This window comes from Streptomyces sp. NPDC004610 (genome assembly GCF_040609715.1).
GTDB lineage: Bacteria > Actinomycetota > Actinomycetes > Streptomycetales > Streptomycetaceae > Streptomyces.
Map to the genome: position 1 here is coordinate 201,470 of NZ_JBEXLA010000002.1, position 16,139 is coordinate 217,608.

A 16,139-nucleotide genomic window follows, 5' to 3' on the forward strand; every position below is an offset into this window, starting at 1 on the left:
CGCCGACCTGGCTACTCCCTGTGCCCATCGCCCCCGGCGGTGGGCACAGTGCGTCGTGCAACCCTGTGCCGAGTTTCCCCGTCTGACCGTACGGAGCACGATGGAGACGGGGCCGTACCCGGTGTCGTCGGAGCACGCCCCGCCCGCCCTGTCCGTCACCTCTGGGGGTCACCGACCGGACGAGAACCGAGGAGCACATGTCTGCCGAGAGCACGCCGGGATCCGGCATACCGGGCCCACCCGGCTCCAGCGGTCACCGTCGCCGGGCGAAGGGGCGCCGCCGCAAGCGCCGCAGCACGGGGGTGCACATCGCGGCCTGGGTGGCGGCCGGCATCGTCCTCCTCGGCGGCACCGGCGCCGGGTACGTCTACTTCAAGCTCAACGGCAACCTCAAGAGCGTCAACATCGACCAGGCCCTCGGCTCCGACCGGCCCGTCAAGGTCGACGACGGCTCGCAGAACGTCCTGGTCCTCGGCTCGGACACCCGCTCCGGCGACAACCAGCAGCTCGGCGGCGGTGAGGATGACGGCAGCGCCCGCTCCGACACCGCGATGATCGTGCATGTCTACGAGGGCCGTAAGTCGGCCAGCGTCGTCTCCATCCCCCGCGACACCCTGATCGACCGCCCGGAGTGCACCGACACCGACGGCACCACCCATCAGGCGGCCGACGGCGTGATGTTCAATTCCGCGTACTCCACCGGCGGCGCCGCCTGCGCGGTGAAGACCGTCGAGACGCTCACCGGCATCCGGATGGACCATTACCTGGAGGTCGACTTCAGCGGCTTCGAGAAGCTGGTCGACGAACTCGGCGGGGTCGAGGTCACCACCACCGAGGCCATCAGCGACGCCGACAGCCATCTCGACCTCCCGGCCGGCACCCATCAGCTCACCGGCGAGCAGGCCCTCGCCCTGGTCCGCACCCGGCACGGCGTGGGCGACGGCTCCGACCTCGGCCGGATCCAGCTCCAGCAGGCGTTCGTCAAGGCGCTGGTCGAGCAGGTCAAGAGCATCGGCCTGTTCACCAACCCGACCCGGCTCTACGCGCTCGCCGACACCGCCACCAAGACCGTCACCACCGACTCCGACCTGGGCTCGGTCGACGCCCTGATGTCCTGGGCCAACGGTCTGAAATCCATCGGCTCCTCCAACATGGACATGGTCACCATGCCGGTCCAGTACGACCCCGCCGACCTCAACCGCGTCCTGCTGGACGAGGCGAAGGCGGACCAGGTGTGGGCCGCCCTGAAGGCCGACAAGCCGATCCCGAAGTCGGCGACCGAGGACACGGCCACGGGGCAGGCGGACGGGGTCGTGGCGCCGTAGACGCCCCGGGCGCCGGTGCCCCGCCAGGCCCCCGGCGACCGGGCGGAATAGAAGACCGCAACCCCCGGTTTTGGGGGATGGCCCCAGTCCTGGCAGACTGGACCGTCGGCCCCGGTTCACGCCCCGCACCCCGCGGCGGCGACCCGGTGCCCTCCCGAAACTAGGAGACACCTTGAAGCGCGACATCCACCCCGAGTACGTCGAGACGCAGGTCAGCTGCACCTGTGGCGCGTCGTTCACCACCCGCAGCACCATCGAGTCCGGCACCGTCCGGGCCGAGGTCTGCTCCGAGTGCCACCCGTTCTACACGGGCAAGCAGAAGATCCTCGACACCGGTGGCCGTGTGGCCCGCTTCGAGGCCCGCTTCGGCAAGGCCGCCGGCTCCAAGAAGTAGCGAGCCCCCTAGGGCCTGCCCGGCGGATCCTGTCGAGACGCGGGTCCTGGCACGCACATCTGCGGCGTTGTCGTCAGTCGCCGACGCTCCGCGTCGACTCCTTCCTCCGCCTTGCAGATGCACGCACCAGGACCCGCTCCCCGGCACCGACAGGTGCGGCGGATCTCCTCCGACTTGATCCGCCGGGCAGGCCCTAGCGCCGGTCCACGGTCACGCCCCCGCCCGGGGTGTACCGGGACCGGCGTTTTTGGTCGCCCGCCCCTTCTTCACCGTCGTACACACAGGAGCCCAAGATGTTCGAGGCCGTCGAGGAGCTGGTCGGGGAGCATGCCGACCTGGAGCACAAGCTCGCGGACCCCTCGGTCCACGCCGATCAGGCCCATGCGCGCAAGCTCAACAAGCGCTACGCCGAGCTGACCCCGATCGTCGCCACCTACCGCTCCTGGAAGGCGTCCGGTGACGACATCGACACCGCGCGTGAGCTGGCGGCCGACGATTCCGACTTCGCGGCCGAGGTGAAGGACCTGGAGAAGCAGCGCGAGGAGCTGACCGAGAAGCTGCGGCTGCTGCTGGTCCCGCGCGACCCCAGCGACGACAAGGATGTGATCCTGGAGATCAAGGCGGGCGCCGGCGGCGACGAGTCCGCCCTGTTCGCCGGGGATCTGCTGCGGATGTATCTGCGCTACGCCGAGCGCGTCGGCTGGAAGACCGAGATCATCGACGCCACCGAGTCCGAGCTGGGCGGCTACAAGGACGTCCAGGTCGCGGTGAAGACCCGGGGCCAGATCGAGCCCGGCCACGGGGTGTGGGCGCGGCTGAAGTACGAGGGCGGGGTGCACCGGGTGCAGCGGGTGCCGGCCACCGAGTCGCAGGGCCGCATCCACACCTCCGCCGCCGGGGTGCTGGTCACGCCCGAGGCCGAGGAGGTGGATGTGGAGATCAATCCGAACGATCTGCGGATCGACGTCTACCGGTCCTCCGGGCCCGGCGGGCAGTCCGTCAACACCACCGACTCCGCCGTCCGCATCACCCATATCCCGACCGGGGTCGTCGCTTCCTGCCAGAACGAGAAGAGCCAGCTCCAGAACAAGGAGCAGGCGATGCGTATCCTGCGCTCCAGGCTGCTGGCCGCGGCCCAGGAGGAGGCGGAGAAGGAGGCCGCCGACGCCCGCCGCAGCCAGGTCCGCACCGTCGACCGCTCCGAGAAGATCCGTACGTACAACTTCCCGGAGAATCGGCTCTCGGACCATCGCGTCGGCTTCAAGGCGTACAACCTGGACCAGGTCCTGGACGGCGACCTCGACGCGGTGATCCAGGCGTGCGTGGACGCGGACTCGGCGGCCAAGCTGGCGGCGGCGTAACACCGCACCAGGCGGACAGAGCAGCAGACGGAACGGCGATCGAGTACGACGACGGAGGACGGGCGTGCAGCAGTCATTCGGGGGGCGGCCCCCCAGCCCCCGCAGCGTGCTGCTCGCGGAGGTGGCCCAGGCCACCCAGCGGCTGGCCGACGCCGGCGTGCCCTCGCCCCGCACCGACGCGGAGGAGCTGGCCGCGTTCGTGCACGGGGTGAAGCGGGGCGCGCTGCACACCGTGCGGGACGCCGACTTCGACGCCCGGTACTGGGAGGTCATCGCCCGCCGGGAGCAGCGTGAGCCGCTCCAGCACATCACCGGGCTCGCCTACTTCCGCTATCTGGAACTCCAGGTGGGGCCCGGGGTGTTCGTGCCCCGCCCGGAGACCGAGTCGGTGGTCGGCTGGGCCATAGACGCGGTACGGGCGATGGATGTGGTCGAGCCCGCCATCGTCGATCTGTGCACCGGCTCCGGTGCCATCGCGCTGGCCCTCGCCCAGGAGGTGCCGCGCTCCCGGGTGCACGCCGTGGAGCTGTCCGAGGACGCCCTGGTGTGGACCCGCAAGAACGTCGAGGGCTCCCGGGTCGAGCTGCGCCAGGGCAACGCCCTCACCGCCTTCCCCGACCTCGACGGCCAGATCGACCTGGTGATCTCCAACCCGCCCTACATCCCCCTCACCGAGTGGGAGTACGTGGCGCCCGAGGCCCGGGACTACGATCCCGATCTCGCCCTGTTCTCCGGCGAGGACGGCCTCGATCTGATCCGCGGGCTGGAGCGCACCGCGTTCCGGCTGCTGCGGCCCGGCGGGGTCGTCGTCATCGAGCACGCCGACACCCAGGGCGGCCAGGTGCCGTGGATCTTCACCGAGGAGCGGGGCTGGGCCGACGCCGCCGACCACCCCGACCTCAACAACCGCCCCCGCTTCGCCACCGCCCGCAAGGCACTGCCGTGAGCACCCACCCGACCCGCACCCCTTCATTCCCGCAGTTCGCGTACCGCGTGTACGTCCGCTTCGAGGAGGCCCGCTAGATATGGCACGGCGCTACGACACCAATGACGCGACCGACCGGGTGACCGGTCTGCGCGAGGCCGGGTCCGCCGTCCGCCGTGGCGAGCTGGTGGTCCTCCCCACCGACACCGTGTACGGCATCGGCGCCGACGCCTTCTCCGCCGAGGCCGTCGCCGATCTCCTGGAGGCCAAGGGCCGGGGCCGCAATATGCCCACCCCCGTCCTCATCGGCTCCCCGAACACCCTGCACGGCCTCGTCACCGACTTCTCCGAACTGGCCTGGGAACTGGTCGACGCGTTCTGGCCGGGCGCCCTCACCCTGGTCGCCCGGCACCAGCCGTCCCTCCAGTGGGACCTGGGCGACACCCGGGGCACGGTCGCGGTCCGGATGCCGCTGCACCCCGTCGCCATCGAACTGCTCACCGCGGTCGGCCCGATGGCCGTCTCCTCCGCCAACCTCACCGGCCACCCGGCGCCGGAGGACTGCGACGCCGCGCAGCAGATGCTCGGCGACTCCGTCTCGGTCTATCTCGACGGCGGCCCCACCCCCGGCATCGTCCCGTCCACCATCGTGGACGTCTCCCGCCCGGTGCCGGTGCTGCTGCGCGAGGGCGCGCTCTCGCCCGAGGAGCTGCGCAAGGTCGTACCCGACCTTGAGGTGGCCAATTGACAGCCCCTGACGCGGGGCGTGGCATAGGCAACGGGGAACGTGCGGCGGAGATCACCACCACCTTCGTGGGGCTGCCGCGCGACAGCTTCCGGATCCTCCACGTCAGTACCGGCAATGTGTGCCGCTCGCCCATCACCGAGCGGCTGACCCGGCATTACCTGAGTCAGCGGCTCGGGGTCCTGGGCGGCGGGCTGATCGTGGAGAGCGCCGGCACCTGGGGCCATGAAGGGGCGCCCATGGAGGCCAACGCCGAGGCGGTGCTGGCCGACTTCGGCGCGGACGCCTCCGGCTTCACCGGGCGCGAACTCCTCGACGAGCACGTCATCATGGCCGATCTGGTGCTCACCGCGACCCGGGACCACCGGGCGCAGGTGATCTCCATGGGCCACTCGGCGGGCCTGCGCACCTTCACCCTGAAGGAGTTCACCCGCCTGGTGCGGGCCATCGACCCGGCGACCCTGCCCTCCCTGGAGGACGGAGTGGTCGTCCGCGCCCGCGCCCTGGTCCGGGCCGCGGCCGCGCTCCGCGGCTGGCTCCTCGCCCCGACCGCCGAGGCGGACGAGGTCTACGACCCGTACGGGGCGCCCCTGCCCTTCTTCCGCTCCATCGGCGACGAGATACACCAGGCGCTGGACCCGGTGGTGACGGCCCTCACCGGGGTGGCGGCCCACGGCCCCCGGGGCACCCGGCCGTAACCCGTAGGGCCGCCACCCGCAAGCGGCCCGCCGGGCCCCGGCCTACATTGGACGTACGTCAGTCAGTCCCGACGTGCGGAGCGGATCATGACGGTCATCCATGAGTCAGGGGCCGATGTTCTGCGGCGGCGCGATCCCGAGCTGGCCGAGGTGCTCCTCGGTGAGCTGGCCCGGCAGTCGACCACGCTCCAGCTGAACGCCGCCGAGAACTTCGCCTCGCCCGCCGTGCTGGCCGCGCTGGGCTCGCCGCTGGCCAACAAGTACGCCGAGGGATATCCGGGCGCCCGGTACCACGGGGGCTGCGAGATCGTCGATGTCGCGGAGCGGATCGCGGTGGACCGGGCGCGGTCGCTGTTCGGGGCGGCCCACGCCAATGTGCAGCCGTACTCCGGCTCTTCGGCGGTCCTCGCCGCCTACGCCGCCCTGCTGAGCCCCGGGGACACGGTGCTCGCCCTCGGGCTCGCCCACGGCGGCCATCTCACCCATGGCTCACCGGCCAACTTCTCCGGCCGGTGGTTCACCTTCCACGGGTACGGGGTGGATCCGGGGACCGGCCTCGTCGACCACGCCCAGGTCCGGGCCCTCGCGCTGGCCCACCGCCCCCGGGCGATCGTCTGCGGCTCCATCTCCTACCCCCGCCACCTTGACTACGCGCTCTTCCGGGAGATCGCCGACGAGGTGGGCGCCTATCTCATCGCCGACGCCGCCCATCCGGCCGGGCTGGTCGCCGGGGGAGCGGCGCCCAGTCCGGTGCCGTACGCCGATGTGGTGTGCGCCACGACCCACAAGGTGCTGCGCGGGCCGCGCGGCGGGATGCTGCTGTGCGGCCCCGAGCTGGCCGAGCGGGTGGACCGGGCGGTGTTCCCCTTCACCCAGGGCGGGGCGCAGATGCACACCATCGCCGCGAAGGCGGTGGCCTTCGGTGAGGCGGCGGCCCCGTCCTTCACCGCCTACGCCCACCAGGTCGTCGCCAACGCCCGGGTACTGGCCGCCGGGCTGGCCGCGGAGGGGATGACGGTCGTCACCGGGGGCACCGACACCCATCTGATCGCCGCCGACCCGGCCCCGCTCGGCGTCGACGGCCGTACCGCCCGGGGCCGGCTGGCCGCCGCCGGGATGATCCTGGACTGCTGCCCGCTGCCCCGCGGCAACGGCCGGGGGCTGCGGCTGGGGACGGCGGCGGTGACCACCCAGGGGATGGGCGAGGAGGAGATGGCCCGGATCGCCAGGCTGCTGGTGAGCGCGGTACGCGGACGCGGCGACGGCGCCCGGACCCGGGACGAGGTGCGGGACCTGGCCGCCGCCTTCCCGCCCTACCCCCGATGAACGGGCCGGGTCACCCGGGGGCGTACGCGCTCTCGGGTGCACGGGCGGACACCTTCACGGGCGCTCGTCCGTTACCACCTTGCACACCGGTACACCCCGTCGTGACCACCGTGCACTGCACAAGGCGACAATTCTGCACAGCGATACGTGCAACCATCGTCGCTACCCGGAAGTCCCCACTCATATGCGTCCCTCGCTAGGGTGTGGGGCTGTGATGGCCAGCGAGACCTGTGGGGAAGCCCGTGCGTGAATACCTGCTGACGCTCTGCATCACGGCCGCGGTGACGTATCTGCTGACAGGGCCGGTACGGAAGTTCGCGATCGTGGCCGGGGCGATGCCGGAGATCCGGGCCCGGGACGTCCACCGGGAACCGACCCCGCGGCTCGGCGGTATCGCCATGTTCTTCGGCCTGTGCGCGGGCCTGCTGGTCGCCGACCACCTCACCAACCTCAACCAGGTCTTCGAGAAGTCGAACGAGCCAAGAGCGCTGCTCAGCGGCGCCGCGCTGATCTGGCTGATCGGCGTCCTGGACGACAAGTTCGAGATCGACGCCCTGATCAAGCTCGGCGGGCAGATGATCGCCGCCGGTGTGATGGTGATGCAGGGTCTGACGATTCTGTGGCTGCCCATCCCCGGTATCGGCACGGTCGCGCTGACCCAGTGGCAGGGCACCCTGCTCACCGTCGCCCTGGTCGTGATCACCATCAACGCGGTCAACTTCGTGGACGGCCTGGACGGCCTCGCGGCCGGCATGGTGTGCATCGCGGCGGCGGCCTTCTTCATGTACGCCTACCGGATCTGGTACTCGTACGGCATCGAGGCCGCCGCCCCGGCCACGCTGTTCGCGGCCGTGCTGATGGGGATGTGCCTGGGCTTCCTGCCGCACAACATGCATCCGGCGCGGATCTTCATGGGGGACTCGGGGTCGATGCTGATCGGCCTGGTGCTGGCGGCCAGCGCGATCTCGGTGACCGGGCAGGTCGACCCGGATGTGATGAACCTGTTCTCCGGCTCGGAGCGCAACACCGTGCACCAGACGGTGCCGGTCTACATCCCCCTGCTGCTCCCGCTCACCATCATCGCCATCCCGGCCGCCGATCTGATCCTGGCGATCGTGCGGCGCACCTGGCGCGGGCAGTCGCCGTTCGCCGCGGACCGGGGGCATCTGCACCACCGGCTGCTGGAGATCGGCCACTCGCACAGCCGCTCCGTGCTGATCATGTACTTCTGGTCGGCGCTGATCGCCTTCGGGGCGCTGACGTACTCCGTGAACTCCGCGTCCATGTGGATTGTGCTCGCCGTGGTGGTACTGAGCGCGCTCGGTCTGGTGCTGCTTCTGCTGCCGAGGTTCACCCCGCGCGCCCCGCGCTGGGCGGAGTCCTTCGTCCCGCCGCGCTACCGGCGCCGCCGGGCGGCCGAGGGGCTGCTGGAAGCGGAGGCGGAGGCCGGGGCGGAGACGTACGCCGGCGAGCCGGCGGTCGAGCCGGAGCCGGTGCCCGTCGCCGCCGGGGCGGCCGGGGCCACCGCGACCACGACGCGGGTGAACGGGGTCAATGGAGCGACCGCGCTCGGCCCCCGTTCGCGGCTCCTGGATCGGCGCAAAGCCGGGTCGTCCCGCTGACGCCGAACCTGTGGCGAAGGTAAGAATCTGACTAGAGCATTGCCAATTCATGGGAGAACCCGCGGGTGACGAAGCGGACCAATACCAGACAAGTCCCCGCTCTGGTTGCACAGACGTGCAGATTCACTCTCATGTGTGACACCGGGCACACCGGCAGGTAAAGACCTCATCAAATAGTTTGTGATACCGTTCACGAGAACCCGGGATAGGGCCGAAGGACCGTAGTGCGACGGTCCATTGGCGTGAGTTTCCCGCTCGGCCCGGGACTACGCTCGTCCATGACGACACCCCTGCCCCACTGTGAAAAAGCGGAGTTGCCGCCATGCCGTCCAATGACGCCCGGATGCTCATCCATGCCGCCGTTCCCACGGCCGCCGTGGGTGCCGTCGCCGCCGTGGTCGGTGGAGTGATCGCGGATGGCAAGGGCGCCCTCGGGGCCGCAGTGGCCGCGCTGGTGACGATCCTCTTCATGGGGATCGGGCTGCTCGTCCTCCAGAGGACCGCGAAATCGCTTCCGCATCTCTTCCAGGCCATGGGTCTGATGCTCTACGCGACCCAGATCCTGCTGCTCTTCGTCTTCCTCGCCGCGTTCCGGGACACCACGCTGTTCAATCCGCGCGCCTTCGCGATCACCCTGGTCGCGACGACGCTCGCGTGGATCGGCGCGCAGACCTACGCGCACATGAAGTCCAAGATCCTCTATGTCGAACCCGAGTCCTCGACGGCCGCCCAGCCCGAGAAGACAGGCCCCTCGTCGTGAGGGGTAGGGCCGGGATAAGGACGCGTTCGACAAGCTGCTATCGTCCGGTGCCAACTGCGGCACAGCGGGCGCGGGCATTCGAGCTGACGCCTGTTCCATCGCGAGGCTCGACGCCGAACCGCCGCCCCCACACCAGAAACACCAGTCCCGTGCCGAACCGCGGCCCTGCGCCGCGCCGACACAACGAGGTTGCCGTACCCATGCGCCACGCTGAAGGAGCCCGCGGTGAGTGCTGACCCGACGCAGGTGCTCGCCTTCGAGACCGACTGCCAGATCTTCACCGATTGTGGTTTTCCGGCTCCCGGCCTGCACTCGTTCCTGTTCGAACCCATCTGGGGCGACGCGAACAGCAACCTGTACTTCAACAAGACGATGCTGCTGGCACTGGTCAGCACCATCGTCGTCCTCGGGTTCTTCTGGGCCTCGTTCCGCAAGCCGAAGGTCGTTCCGGGCAAGCTCCAGATGGTCGCCGAGGCCGGCTACGACTTCATCCGCCGCGGCGTGGTCTACGAGACCATCGGCAAGAAGGAGGGCGAGAAGTACGTTCCGCTGATCGTCTCGCTCTTCTTCTTCATCTGGATCATGAACATCTGGGCCATCGTCCCGGTCGCCCAGTTCCCGGTGACCTCGATCATCGCCTACCCCGCGGCGCTGGCACTGATCGTCTACGTGCTGTGGGTCTCCCTGACCTTCAAGCGCCACGGCTTCGTCGGGGCCTTCAAGAACTTCACGGGCTACAACAAGGACCTCGGCGCCGTGCTGCCGCTGGCCATGCTCATCGAGTTCTTCTCGAACCTGCTGGTCCGCCCGTTCACCCACGCGGTCCGGCTCTTCGCGAACATGTTCGCCGGACACACCCTGCTGCTGCTCTTCACCATCGCGAGCTGGTACCTGTTCAACGGCATCGGCATCGCCTACGCGAGTGTCTCCTTCCTCATGGTCCTGGTGATGACGGTCTTCGAGCTGTTCGTCCAGGCCCTTCAGGCGTATGTGTTCGTCCTCCTGACCTGCACCTTCATTCAGGGCGCGCTCGCCGAGCACCACTGAGCGCGCAGCCCGGCCCCACCCCCTAGAAACCCCCCGAGGCGTCCGGTGGCCAACCCCCACCGGTCCGTAAAAGAAGAAGGAAGAACTGGCATGTCCCAGACTCTTGCCGCTGTTTCCGGCTCGCTCGGCTCCATCGGCTACGGCCTCGCCGCGATCGGTCCCGGCGTCGGCGTCGGCATCATCTTCGGTAACGGCACCCAGGCCCTGGCCCGGCAGCCCGAGGCGGCCGGTCTGATCCGCGCCAACCAGATCCTCGGCTTCGCCTTCTGTGAGGCGCTCGCCCTCATCGGCCTGGTCATGCCGTTCGTCTACGGCATCTGATCGTTCCGGCAACGACCAGCCCACTAGACGAAAGGCAATGACATGAGCCAGCTGCTCATTCTGGCGGCCGAGGGGGAGACGCAGAGTCCTCTCATCCCGCCCGTTCCCGAGCTTGTCGTCGGCCTGCTCGCCTTCGTCATCGTCTTCGGCTTCCTCGCCAAGAAGCTCCTCCCGAACATCAACAAGGTTCTGGAAGAGCGCCGCGAGGCCATCGAGGGCGGTATCGAGAAGGCCGAGGCCGCCCAGACCGAGGCCCAGAGCGTGCTGGAGCAGTACAAGGCCCAGCTCGCCGAGGCCCGGCACGAGGCCGCGCGACTGCGTCAGGAGGCGCAGGAGCAGGGTGCCACCCTCATCGCCGAGATGCGGGCGGAGGGCCAGCGGCAGCGCGAGGAGATCGTCGCCGCCGGTCACACCCAGATCGAGGCCGACCGCAAGGCCGCCGCGTCCGCGCTGCGCCAGGACGTCGGCAAGCTCGCCACCGACCTGGCCGGCAAGCTCGTCGGCGAGTCCCTTGAGGACCACGCCCGGCAGAGCCGTGTGATCGACCGCTTCCTCGATGAGCTCGAGGAGAAGGCCGAGGCGGCTCGATGAACGGCGCGAGCCGCGACGCCCTGGCCGCCGCACGCGAGCGACTCGACGCGCTGACGGACTCCACGTCGGTGGATGCCGCCCGGCTCGGCGAGGAGCTGGCGGCCGTCACCGCGCTGCTCGACCGCGAGGTCTCGCTGCGTCGGGTCCTGACCGACCCGGCGCAGTCCGGCGAGGCCAAGGCCGACCTGGTCCAGCGGCTGCTCGGCAGCCAGGTCGGCGGCGAGACCGCGGACCTGGTGTCCGGCATGGTCCGCGCCCGCTGGTCGCAGACCCGCGATCTGGTGGACGCGGTGGAGGAGCTGGCGAACACCGCCGACCTCACCGCCGCCCAGCGGCGCGGCACGCTCGACGCCGTCGAGGACGAGCTGTTCCGGTTCGGCCGGATCATCGCCTCCAGCACCGGGCTGCGCGCCGCGCTCACCGACCGCAAGGCCACCGCCACCGCCAAGAGCGAGCTGCTGGGCACGCTGCTGGGCGGCCGGGCCGACGCCGTCACCGAGCGGCTCGTCACCCGTCTGGTCACCGTGCCGCGTGGACGTAGCCTGGAAGCAGGGCTCGACTCCCTGTCCAAGCTCGCCGCCGACCGCCGCAGCCGGATGGTCGCGGTGGTCACCTCGGCGGTTCCGCTGAGCGACCAGCAGAAGCAGCGTCTGGGCCAGGCCCTGGCGGCGCTCTACGGCCACCAGATGCATCTGAACCTCGATGTCGACCCCGAGGTCGTCGGCGGGATCCGGGTGCAGATCGGTGACGACGTCATCAACGGCTCCATCGCGGACCGTATCGAGGACGCGGCGCGGCGCCTGGCGGGCTGAACCCCCGCCGCAACTGAACAAGCAGAGCAGTACCTGAGTAGTACCGGAGCAGTAATGACGGCCCATGTTGGGCCGTGCAGAGGATTCACCTCTTTCAGGGGGGAGTCCCCATCCCCCCAAGTGAAACTTCGGGCCCAACAAGGAGAGCAGGGAACCCAGATGGCGGAGCTCACGATCCGGCCGGAGGAGATCCGGGACGCACTGGAGACCTTCGTCCAGTCGTACCAGCCGGACGCGGCCTCGCGCGAGGAGGTCGGTACGGTCACCCTTGCCGGCGACGGCATCGCGAAGGTCGAGGGGCTTCCCTCGGCCATGGCCAACGAACTGCTGAAGTTCGAGGACGGCACCCTCGGCCTCGCGCTCAACCTCGAAGAGCGCGAGATCGGTGCCATCGTCCTCGGTGAGTTCAGCGGCATCGAGGAGGGCCAGCCGGTGCAGCGCACCGGTGAGGTGCTGTCCGTCGCCGTCGGCGAGGGCTACCTCGGCCGCGTTGTCGACCCGCTCGGCAACCCGATCGACGGCCTCGGCGAGATCGAGACGTCCGGCCGCCGCGCCCTTGAACTGCAGGCCCCCACGGTCATGCAGCGCAAGTCGGTGCACGAGCCGATGGAGACCGGCTACAAGGCCGTCGACGCGATGACCCCGATCGGCCGCGGCCAGCGCCAGCTGATCATCGGTGACCGCCAGACCGGCAAGACCGCCCTGGCCGTCGACACGATCATCAACCAGCGGGACAACTGGCGCTCCGGCGACCCGAAGAAGCAGGTCCGCTGCGTCTACGTCGCCATCGGCCAGAAGGGCTCGACCATCGCCTCCGTGCGTGGCGCCCTGGAGGACGCCGGCGCGCTGGAGTACACCACGATCGTCGCCGCCCCGGCGTCCGACCCGGCCGGCTTCAAGTACCTGGCGCCCTACACCGGCTCGGCCATCGGCCAGCAGTGGATGTACGAGGGCAAGCACGTCCTGATCATCTTCGACGACCTCTCCAAGCAGGCCGACGCCTACCGCGCCGTTTCCCTGCTGCTGCGCCGCCCGCCGGGCCGTGAGGCGTACCCGGGTGACGTCTTCTACCTGCACTCCCGGCTCCTGGAGCGCTGCGCCAAGCTCTCCGACGAGATGGGCGCCGGCTCGATGACCGGTCTGCCGATCGTCGAGACCAAGGCCAACGACGTCTCGGCGTTCATCCCGACCAACGTCATCTCCATCACCGACGGCCAGTGCTTCCTGGAGTCGGACCTGTTCAACGCCGGTCAGCGCCCCGCGCTGAACGTGGGTATCTCCGTCTCCCGAGTCGGTGGATCCGCCCAGCACAAGGCGATGCGCCAGGTCTCCGGCCGACTGCGCGTGGACCTCGCCCAGTTCCGTGAGCTGGAGGCGTTCGCCGCCTTCGGTTCCGACCTGGACGCCGCGTCCAAGGCGCAGCTGGAGCGGGGGCAGCGGATGGTCGAGCTGCTCAAGCAGCCCCAGTACCAGCCGATGGCCACCGAGGACCAGGTCGTCTCCGTCTGGGCCGGCACCAACGGCCGGATGGACGAGGTACCGGTCGCCGACATCCGCCGCTTCGAGAAGGAGCTGCTGGAGTACCTGCACCGCAAGGAGCAGGGCCTGATGACCTCCATCAAGGAGGGCGCCAAGATGTCGGACGACACCATCCAGGCGATCGACGACGCCGTTGCCGAGTTCAAGAAGCAGTTCGAGACCTCGGACGGCAAGCTGCTCGGCGAGGACGCCCCGTCCGCCGCCAAGTGACGTAAGGAAGGGACCTGACTCATGGGAGCCCAGCTCCGGGTCTACAAGCGTCGCATCCGTTCCGTCACCGCGACCAAGAAGATCACCAAGGCGATGGAGATGATCGCCGCCTCGCGCGTCGTCAAGGCGCAGCGCAAGGTGGCGGCCTCCACCCCGTACGCGCAGGAACTGACGCGTGCGGTCACGGCGGTCGGCACCGGGTCGAACACCAAGCACCCGCTGACCACCCAGGCCGAGACGGTCACCCGGGCCGCGGTGCTGCTGCTGACCAGCGACCGCGGTCTGGCCGGTGCCTTCAACTCCAACGCCATCAAGGCGGCGGAGCAGCTGACCGAGCGCCTGGAGCGCGAGGGCCGGCAGGTCGACACGTACATCGTCGGCCGGCGTGGGCTGGCCCACTACAACTTCCGTGAGCGCAACGTCGCGGAGTCGTGGTCGGGCTTCACCGACGACCCGACGTACGCGGACGCGAAGAAGGTCGCCGTTCCGCTGATCGAGGCCATCGAGCGGGACACGGCCGACGGCGGGGTGGACGAGCTCCACATCGTCTACACCGAGTTCATCTCGATGATGACGCAGACGGCGGCCGGCTCCCGCCTGCTGCCCCTCAGCCTCGACGAGGTGGCCGAGGAGTCGTCCACCAAGGGCGAGATCCTTCCGCTGTACGACTTCGAGCCGTCGGCGGAGGACGTTCTCGACGCCCTGCTGCCGCGCTATGTGGAGAGCCGTATCTACAACGCGCTGCTCCAGTCGGCCGCCTCCAAGCACGCCGCCACGCGGCGCGCGATGAAGTCGGCCACCGACAACGCGGGAGACCTCATCACCTCGCTCTCCCGACTTGCCAACGCGGCCCGACAGGCCGAAATCACCCAGGAAATCAGCGAGATCGTCGGTGGCACCGCAGCCCTGGCCGACGCGACCGCGGGGAGTGACAAGTAATGACGACGACAGTTGAATCGGCCGTTGCCACGGGCCGCGTCGCCCGGGTCATCGGCCCGGTCGTCGACGTGGAGTTCCCCGTCGACGTGATGCCGGAGATCTACAACGCCCTTCACGTCGAGGTGGCCGACCCGGCCAACGCCGGCGAGAAGAAGACGCTGACCCTGGAGGTCGCCCAGCACCTGGGTGACGGCCTGGTCCGCACCATCTCGATGCAGCCCACCGACGGTCTGGTCCGCCAGGCCCCGGTGACCGACACGGGCACGGGCATCAGCGTCCCCGTCGGTGACTTCACCAAGGGCAAGGTGTTCAACACCCTCGGCGAGGTGCTGAACTCCGAGGACGCCTACGAGGGTGAGCGCTGGTCCATCCACCGCAAGGCCCCCGCCTTCGACCAGCTCGAATCCAAGACCGAGATGTTCGAGACGGGCCTGAAGGTCGTCGACCTGCTGACCCCGTACGTCCGCGGTGGCAAGATCGGTCTGTTCGGTGGTGCCGGTGTCGGCAAGACCGTGCTGATCCAGGAAATGATCATGCGTGTCGCCAACCTCCACGAGGGCGTCTCCGTCTTCGCGGGCGTCGGTGAGCGCACCCGTGAGGGCAACGACCTCATCGCGGAGATGGAAGAGTCCGGCGTGCTGGACAAGACCGCCCTGGTCTTCGGCCAGATGGACGAGCCGCCGGGCACCCGTCTGCGCGTCGCCCTGGCCGGTCTGACCATGGCGGAGTACTTCCGCGATGTGCAGAAGCAGGACGTGCTGTTCTTCATCGACAACATCTTCCGCTTCACCCAGGCCGGTTCCGAGGTCTCCACCCTGCTCGGCCGGATGCCGTCCGCGGTGGGTTACCAGCCGAACCTGGCCGATGAGATGGGTCAGCTCCAGGAGCGCATCACCTCGACCCGCGGTCACTCGATCACCTCGATGCAGGCGATCTACGTCCCCGCGGACGACCTGACCGACCCGGCCCCGGCCACCACCTTCGCCCACCTCGACGCGACGACGGTGCTCTCCCGTCCGATCTCCGAGAAGGGCATCTACCCGGCCGTGGACCCGCTGGACTCCACGTCCCGGATCCTGGACCCCCGCTACATCGCGCAGGACCACTACGACGCCGCCATGCGCGTCAAGAACATCCTGCAGAAGTACAAGGACCTCCAGGACATCATCGCGATCCTCGGTATCGACGAGCTGGGCGAGGAGGACAAGCTCGTTGTCCACCGGGCCCGCCGGGTGGAGCGCTTCCTGTCCCAGAACACCCACGCCGCCAAGCAGTTCACCGGCGTCGACGGGTCGGACGTCCCGCTGGACGAGTCGATCGCGGCCTTCAACGCGATCTGCGACGGCGAGTACGACCACTTCCCCGAGCAGGCGTTCTTCATGTGCGGTGGCGTCGAGGACCTGAAGAGCAAGGCGAAGGAACTGGGCGTCTCCTGACCCCGGTTCACTCGTGAACCCGCGTGACTCAAGAGGGGCGGGGTACGCCCGGCCCCTCTTTTCACGCCCCCCTAGAATGTGACCTAAC

At 69.4% G+C, this 16,139-nt stretch carries 16 protein-coding genes; all 16 read left to right on the top strand.

The window, feature by feature from the left end; translation table 11 throughout:
- Positions 1-197 precede the first annotated feature (197 nt).
- The 16 genes from ABZX40_RS02970 to atpD all read left to right on the top strand — a co-directional run bounded on the left by ABZX40_RS02970 (position 198) and on the right by atpD (position 16,051).
- The gene (locus tag ABZX40_RS02970; protein WP_355740464.1) at positions 198-1,325 is read left to right on the top strand and encodes an LCP family protein; all 1,128 of its coding nucleotides are present in this window, start codon (positions 198-200) and stop codon (positions 1,323-1,325) included.
- Positions 1,326-1,497: 172 nt separating this feature from the next.
- Positions 1,498-1,719 (top strand): 50S ribosomal protein L31, encoded by a 222-nt coding sequence (gene rpmE / locus ABZX40_RS02975; protein ID WP_355740462.1) that lies wholly within the window; start codon positions 1,498-1,500, stop codon positions 1,717-1,719.
- A gap of 293 nt (positions 1,720-2,012) precedes the next feature.
- Complete coding sequence (gene prfA, locus ABZX40_RS02980) at positions 2,013-3,080, top strand: peptide chain release factor 1 (protein WP_355740460.1); 1,068 nt, start codon at positions 2,013-2,015, stop codon at positions 3,078-3,080.
- Between the two features lie 106 nt (positions 3,081-3,186).
- The gene (gene prmC / locus ABZX40_RS02985) at positions 3,187-4,026 is read left to right on the top strand and encodes a peptide chain release factor N(5)-glutamine methyltransferase (protein WP_355740659.1); all 840 of its coding nucleotides are present in this window, start codon (positions 3,187-3,189) and stop codon (positions 4,024-4,026) included.
- Between the two features lie 79 nt (positions 4,027-4,105).
- Entirely contained in the window at positions 4,106-4,753 is a 648-nt protein-coding gene (locus ABZX40_RS02990) for an L-threonylcarbamoyladenylate synthase (RefSeq protein WP_355740458.1), read from the top strand.
- Complete coding sequence (locus tag ABZX40_RS02995) at positions 4,750-5,448, top strand: protein-tyrosine-phosphatase (protein ID WP_355740456.1); 699 nt, start codon at positions 4,750-4,752, stop codon at positions 5,446-5,448. Before ABZX40_RS02990 ends, ABZX40_RS02995 begins: the two co-directional genes overlap by 4 nt.
- Before the next feature lie 87 nt (positions 5,449-5,535).
- Positions 5,536-6,774 carry a serine hydroxymethyltransferase gene (gene glyA / locus ABZX40_RS03000; RefSeq protein WP_355740454.1) on the top strand — a complete coding sequence of 413 codons (1,239 nt, stop codon included), beginning with the start codon at positions 5,536-5,538 and terminating at the stop codon, positions 6,772-6,774.
- A 242-nt stretch (positions 6,775-7,016) separates the two neighbouring features.
- Positions 7,017-8,396 carry an MraY family glycosyltransferase gene (locus ABZX40_RS03005; RefSeq protein WP_355740452.1) on the top strand — a complete coding sequence of 460 codons (1,380 nt, stop codon included), beginning with the start codon at positions 7,017-7,019 and terminating at the stop codon, positions 8,394-8,396.
- Positions 8,397-8,718: 322 nt separating this feature from the next.
- Complete coding sequence (locus ABZX40_RS03010) at positions 8,719-9,156, top strand: hypothetical protein (RefSeq protein WP_355740450.1); 438 nt, start codon at positions 8,719-8,721, stop codon at positions 9,154-9,156.
- Between the two features lie 210 nt (positions 9,157-9,366).
- Entirely contained in the window at positions 9,367-10,203 is an 837-nt protein-coding gene (gene atpB, locus ABZX40_RS03015) for a F0F1 ATP synthase subunit A (RefSeq protein WP_355740657.1), read from the top strand.
- A gap of 90 nt (positions 10,204-10,293) precedes the next feature.
- Positions 10,294-10,524, top strand: coding sequence for an ATP synthase F0 subunit C (gene atpE, locus ABZX40_RS03020; RefSeq protein ID WP_355740449.1), 231 nt, complete (start codon positions 10,294-10,296; stop codon positions 10,522-10,524).
- Positions 10,525-10,566: 42 nt separating this feature from the next.
- Positions 10,567-11,115, top strand: coding sequence for a F0F1 ATP synthase subunit B (locus tag ABZX40_RS03025; RefSeq protein ID WP_355740447.1), 549 nt, complete (start codon positions 10,567-10,569; stop codon positions 11,113-11,115).
- Positions 11,112-11,927 (top strand): F0F1 ATP synthase subunit delta, encoded by an 816-nt coding sequence (locus tag ABZX40_RS03030; RefSeq protein WP_355740445.1) that lies wholly within the window; start codon positions 11,112-11,114, stop codon positions 11,925-11,927. The genes ABZX40_RS03025 and ABZX40_RS03030 overlap by 4 nt, the downstream gene beginning before the upstream one ends.
- 159 nt (positions 11,928-12,086) lie before the next feature.
- Entirely contained in the window at positions 12,087-13,676 is a 1,590-nt protein-coding gene (atpA, locus tag ABZX40_RS03035; RefSeq protein ID WP_355740443.1) for a F0F1 ATP synthase subunit alpha, read from the top strand.
- Positions 13,677-13,697: 21 nt separating this feature from the next.
- Positions 13,698-14,615 (top strand): F0F1 ATP synthase subunit gamma, encoded by a 918-nt coding sequence (locus ABZX40_RS03040; RefSeq protein ID WP_355740441.1) that lies wholly within the window; start codon positions 13,698-13,700, stop codon positions 14,613-14,615.
- Positions 14,615-16,051, top strand: coding sequence for a F0F1 ATP synthase subunit beta (gene atpD / locus ABZX40_RS03045; protein WP_355740439.1), 1,437 nt, complete (start codon positions 14,615-14,617; stop codon positions 16,049-16,051). The genes ABZX40_RS03040 and atpD overlap by 1 nt, the downstream gene beginning before the upstream one ends.
- Positions 16,052-16,139: the final 88 nt, after the last annotated feature.

Bases quoted from the DNA above. Each gene is read 5' to 3' on its own strand.
- ABZX40_RS02970 (WP_355740464.1), top strand. From the start codon at position 198: ATGTCTGCCGAGAGCACGCCGGGATCCGGCATACCGGGCCCACCCGGC.
- prfA (WP_355740460.1), top strand. From the start codon at position 2,013: ATGTTCGAGGCCGTCGAGGAGCTGGTCGGGGAGCATGCCGACCTGGAG.
- ABZX40_RS02990 (WP_355740458.1), top strand. From the start codon at position 4,106: ATGGCACGGCGCTACGACACCAATGACGCGACCGACCGGGTGACCGGT.
- glyA (WP_355740454.1), top strand. From the start codon at position 5,536: ATGACGGTCATCCATGAGTCAGGGGCCGATGTTCTGCGGCGGCGCGAT.
- ABZX40_RS03010 (WP_355740450.1), top strand. From the start codon at position 8,719: ATGCCGTCCAATGACGCCCGGATGCTCATCCATGCCGCCGTTCCCACG.
- atpE (WP_355740449.1), top strand. From the start codon at position 10,294: ATGTCCCAGACTCTTGCCGCTGTTTCCGGCTCGCTCGGCTCCATCGGC.
- ABZX40_RS03025 (WP_355740447.1), top strand. From the start codon at position 10,567: ATGAGCCAGCTGCTCATTCTGGCGGCCGAGGGGGAGACGCAGAGTCCT.
- ABZX40_RS03030 (WP_355740445.1), top strand. From the start codon at position 11,112: ATGAACGGCGCGAGCCGCGACGCCCTGGCCGCCGCACGCGAGCGACTC.
- atpA (WP_355740443.1), top strand. From the start codon at position 12,087: ATGGCGGAGCTCACGATCCGGCCGGAGGAGATCCGGGACGCACTGGAG.
- ABZX40_RS03040 (WP_355740441.1), top strand. From the start codon at position 13,698: ATGGGAGCCCAGCTCCGGGTCTACAAGCGTCGCATCCGTTCCGTCACC.
- atpD (WP_355740439.1), top strand. From the start codon at position 14,615: ATGACGACGACAGTTGAATCGGCCGTTGCCACGGGCCGCGTCGCCCGG.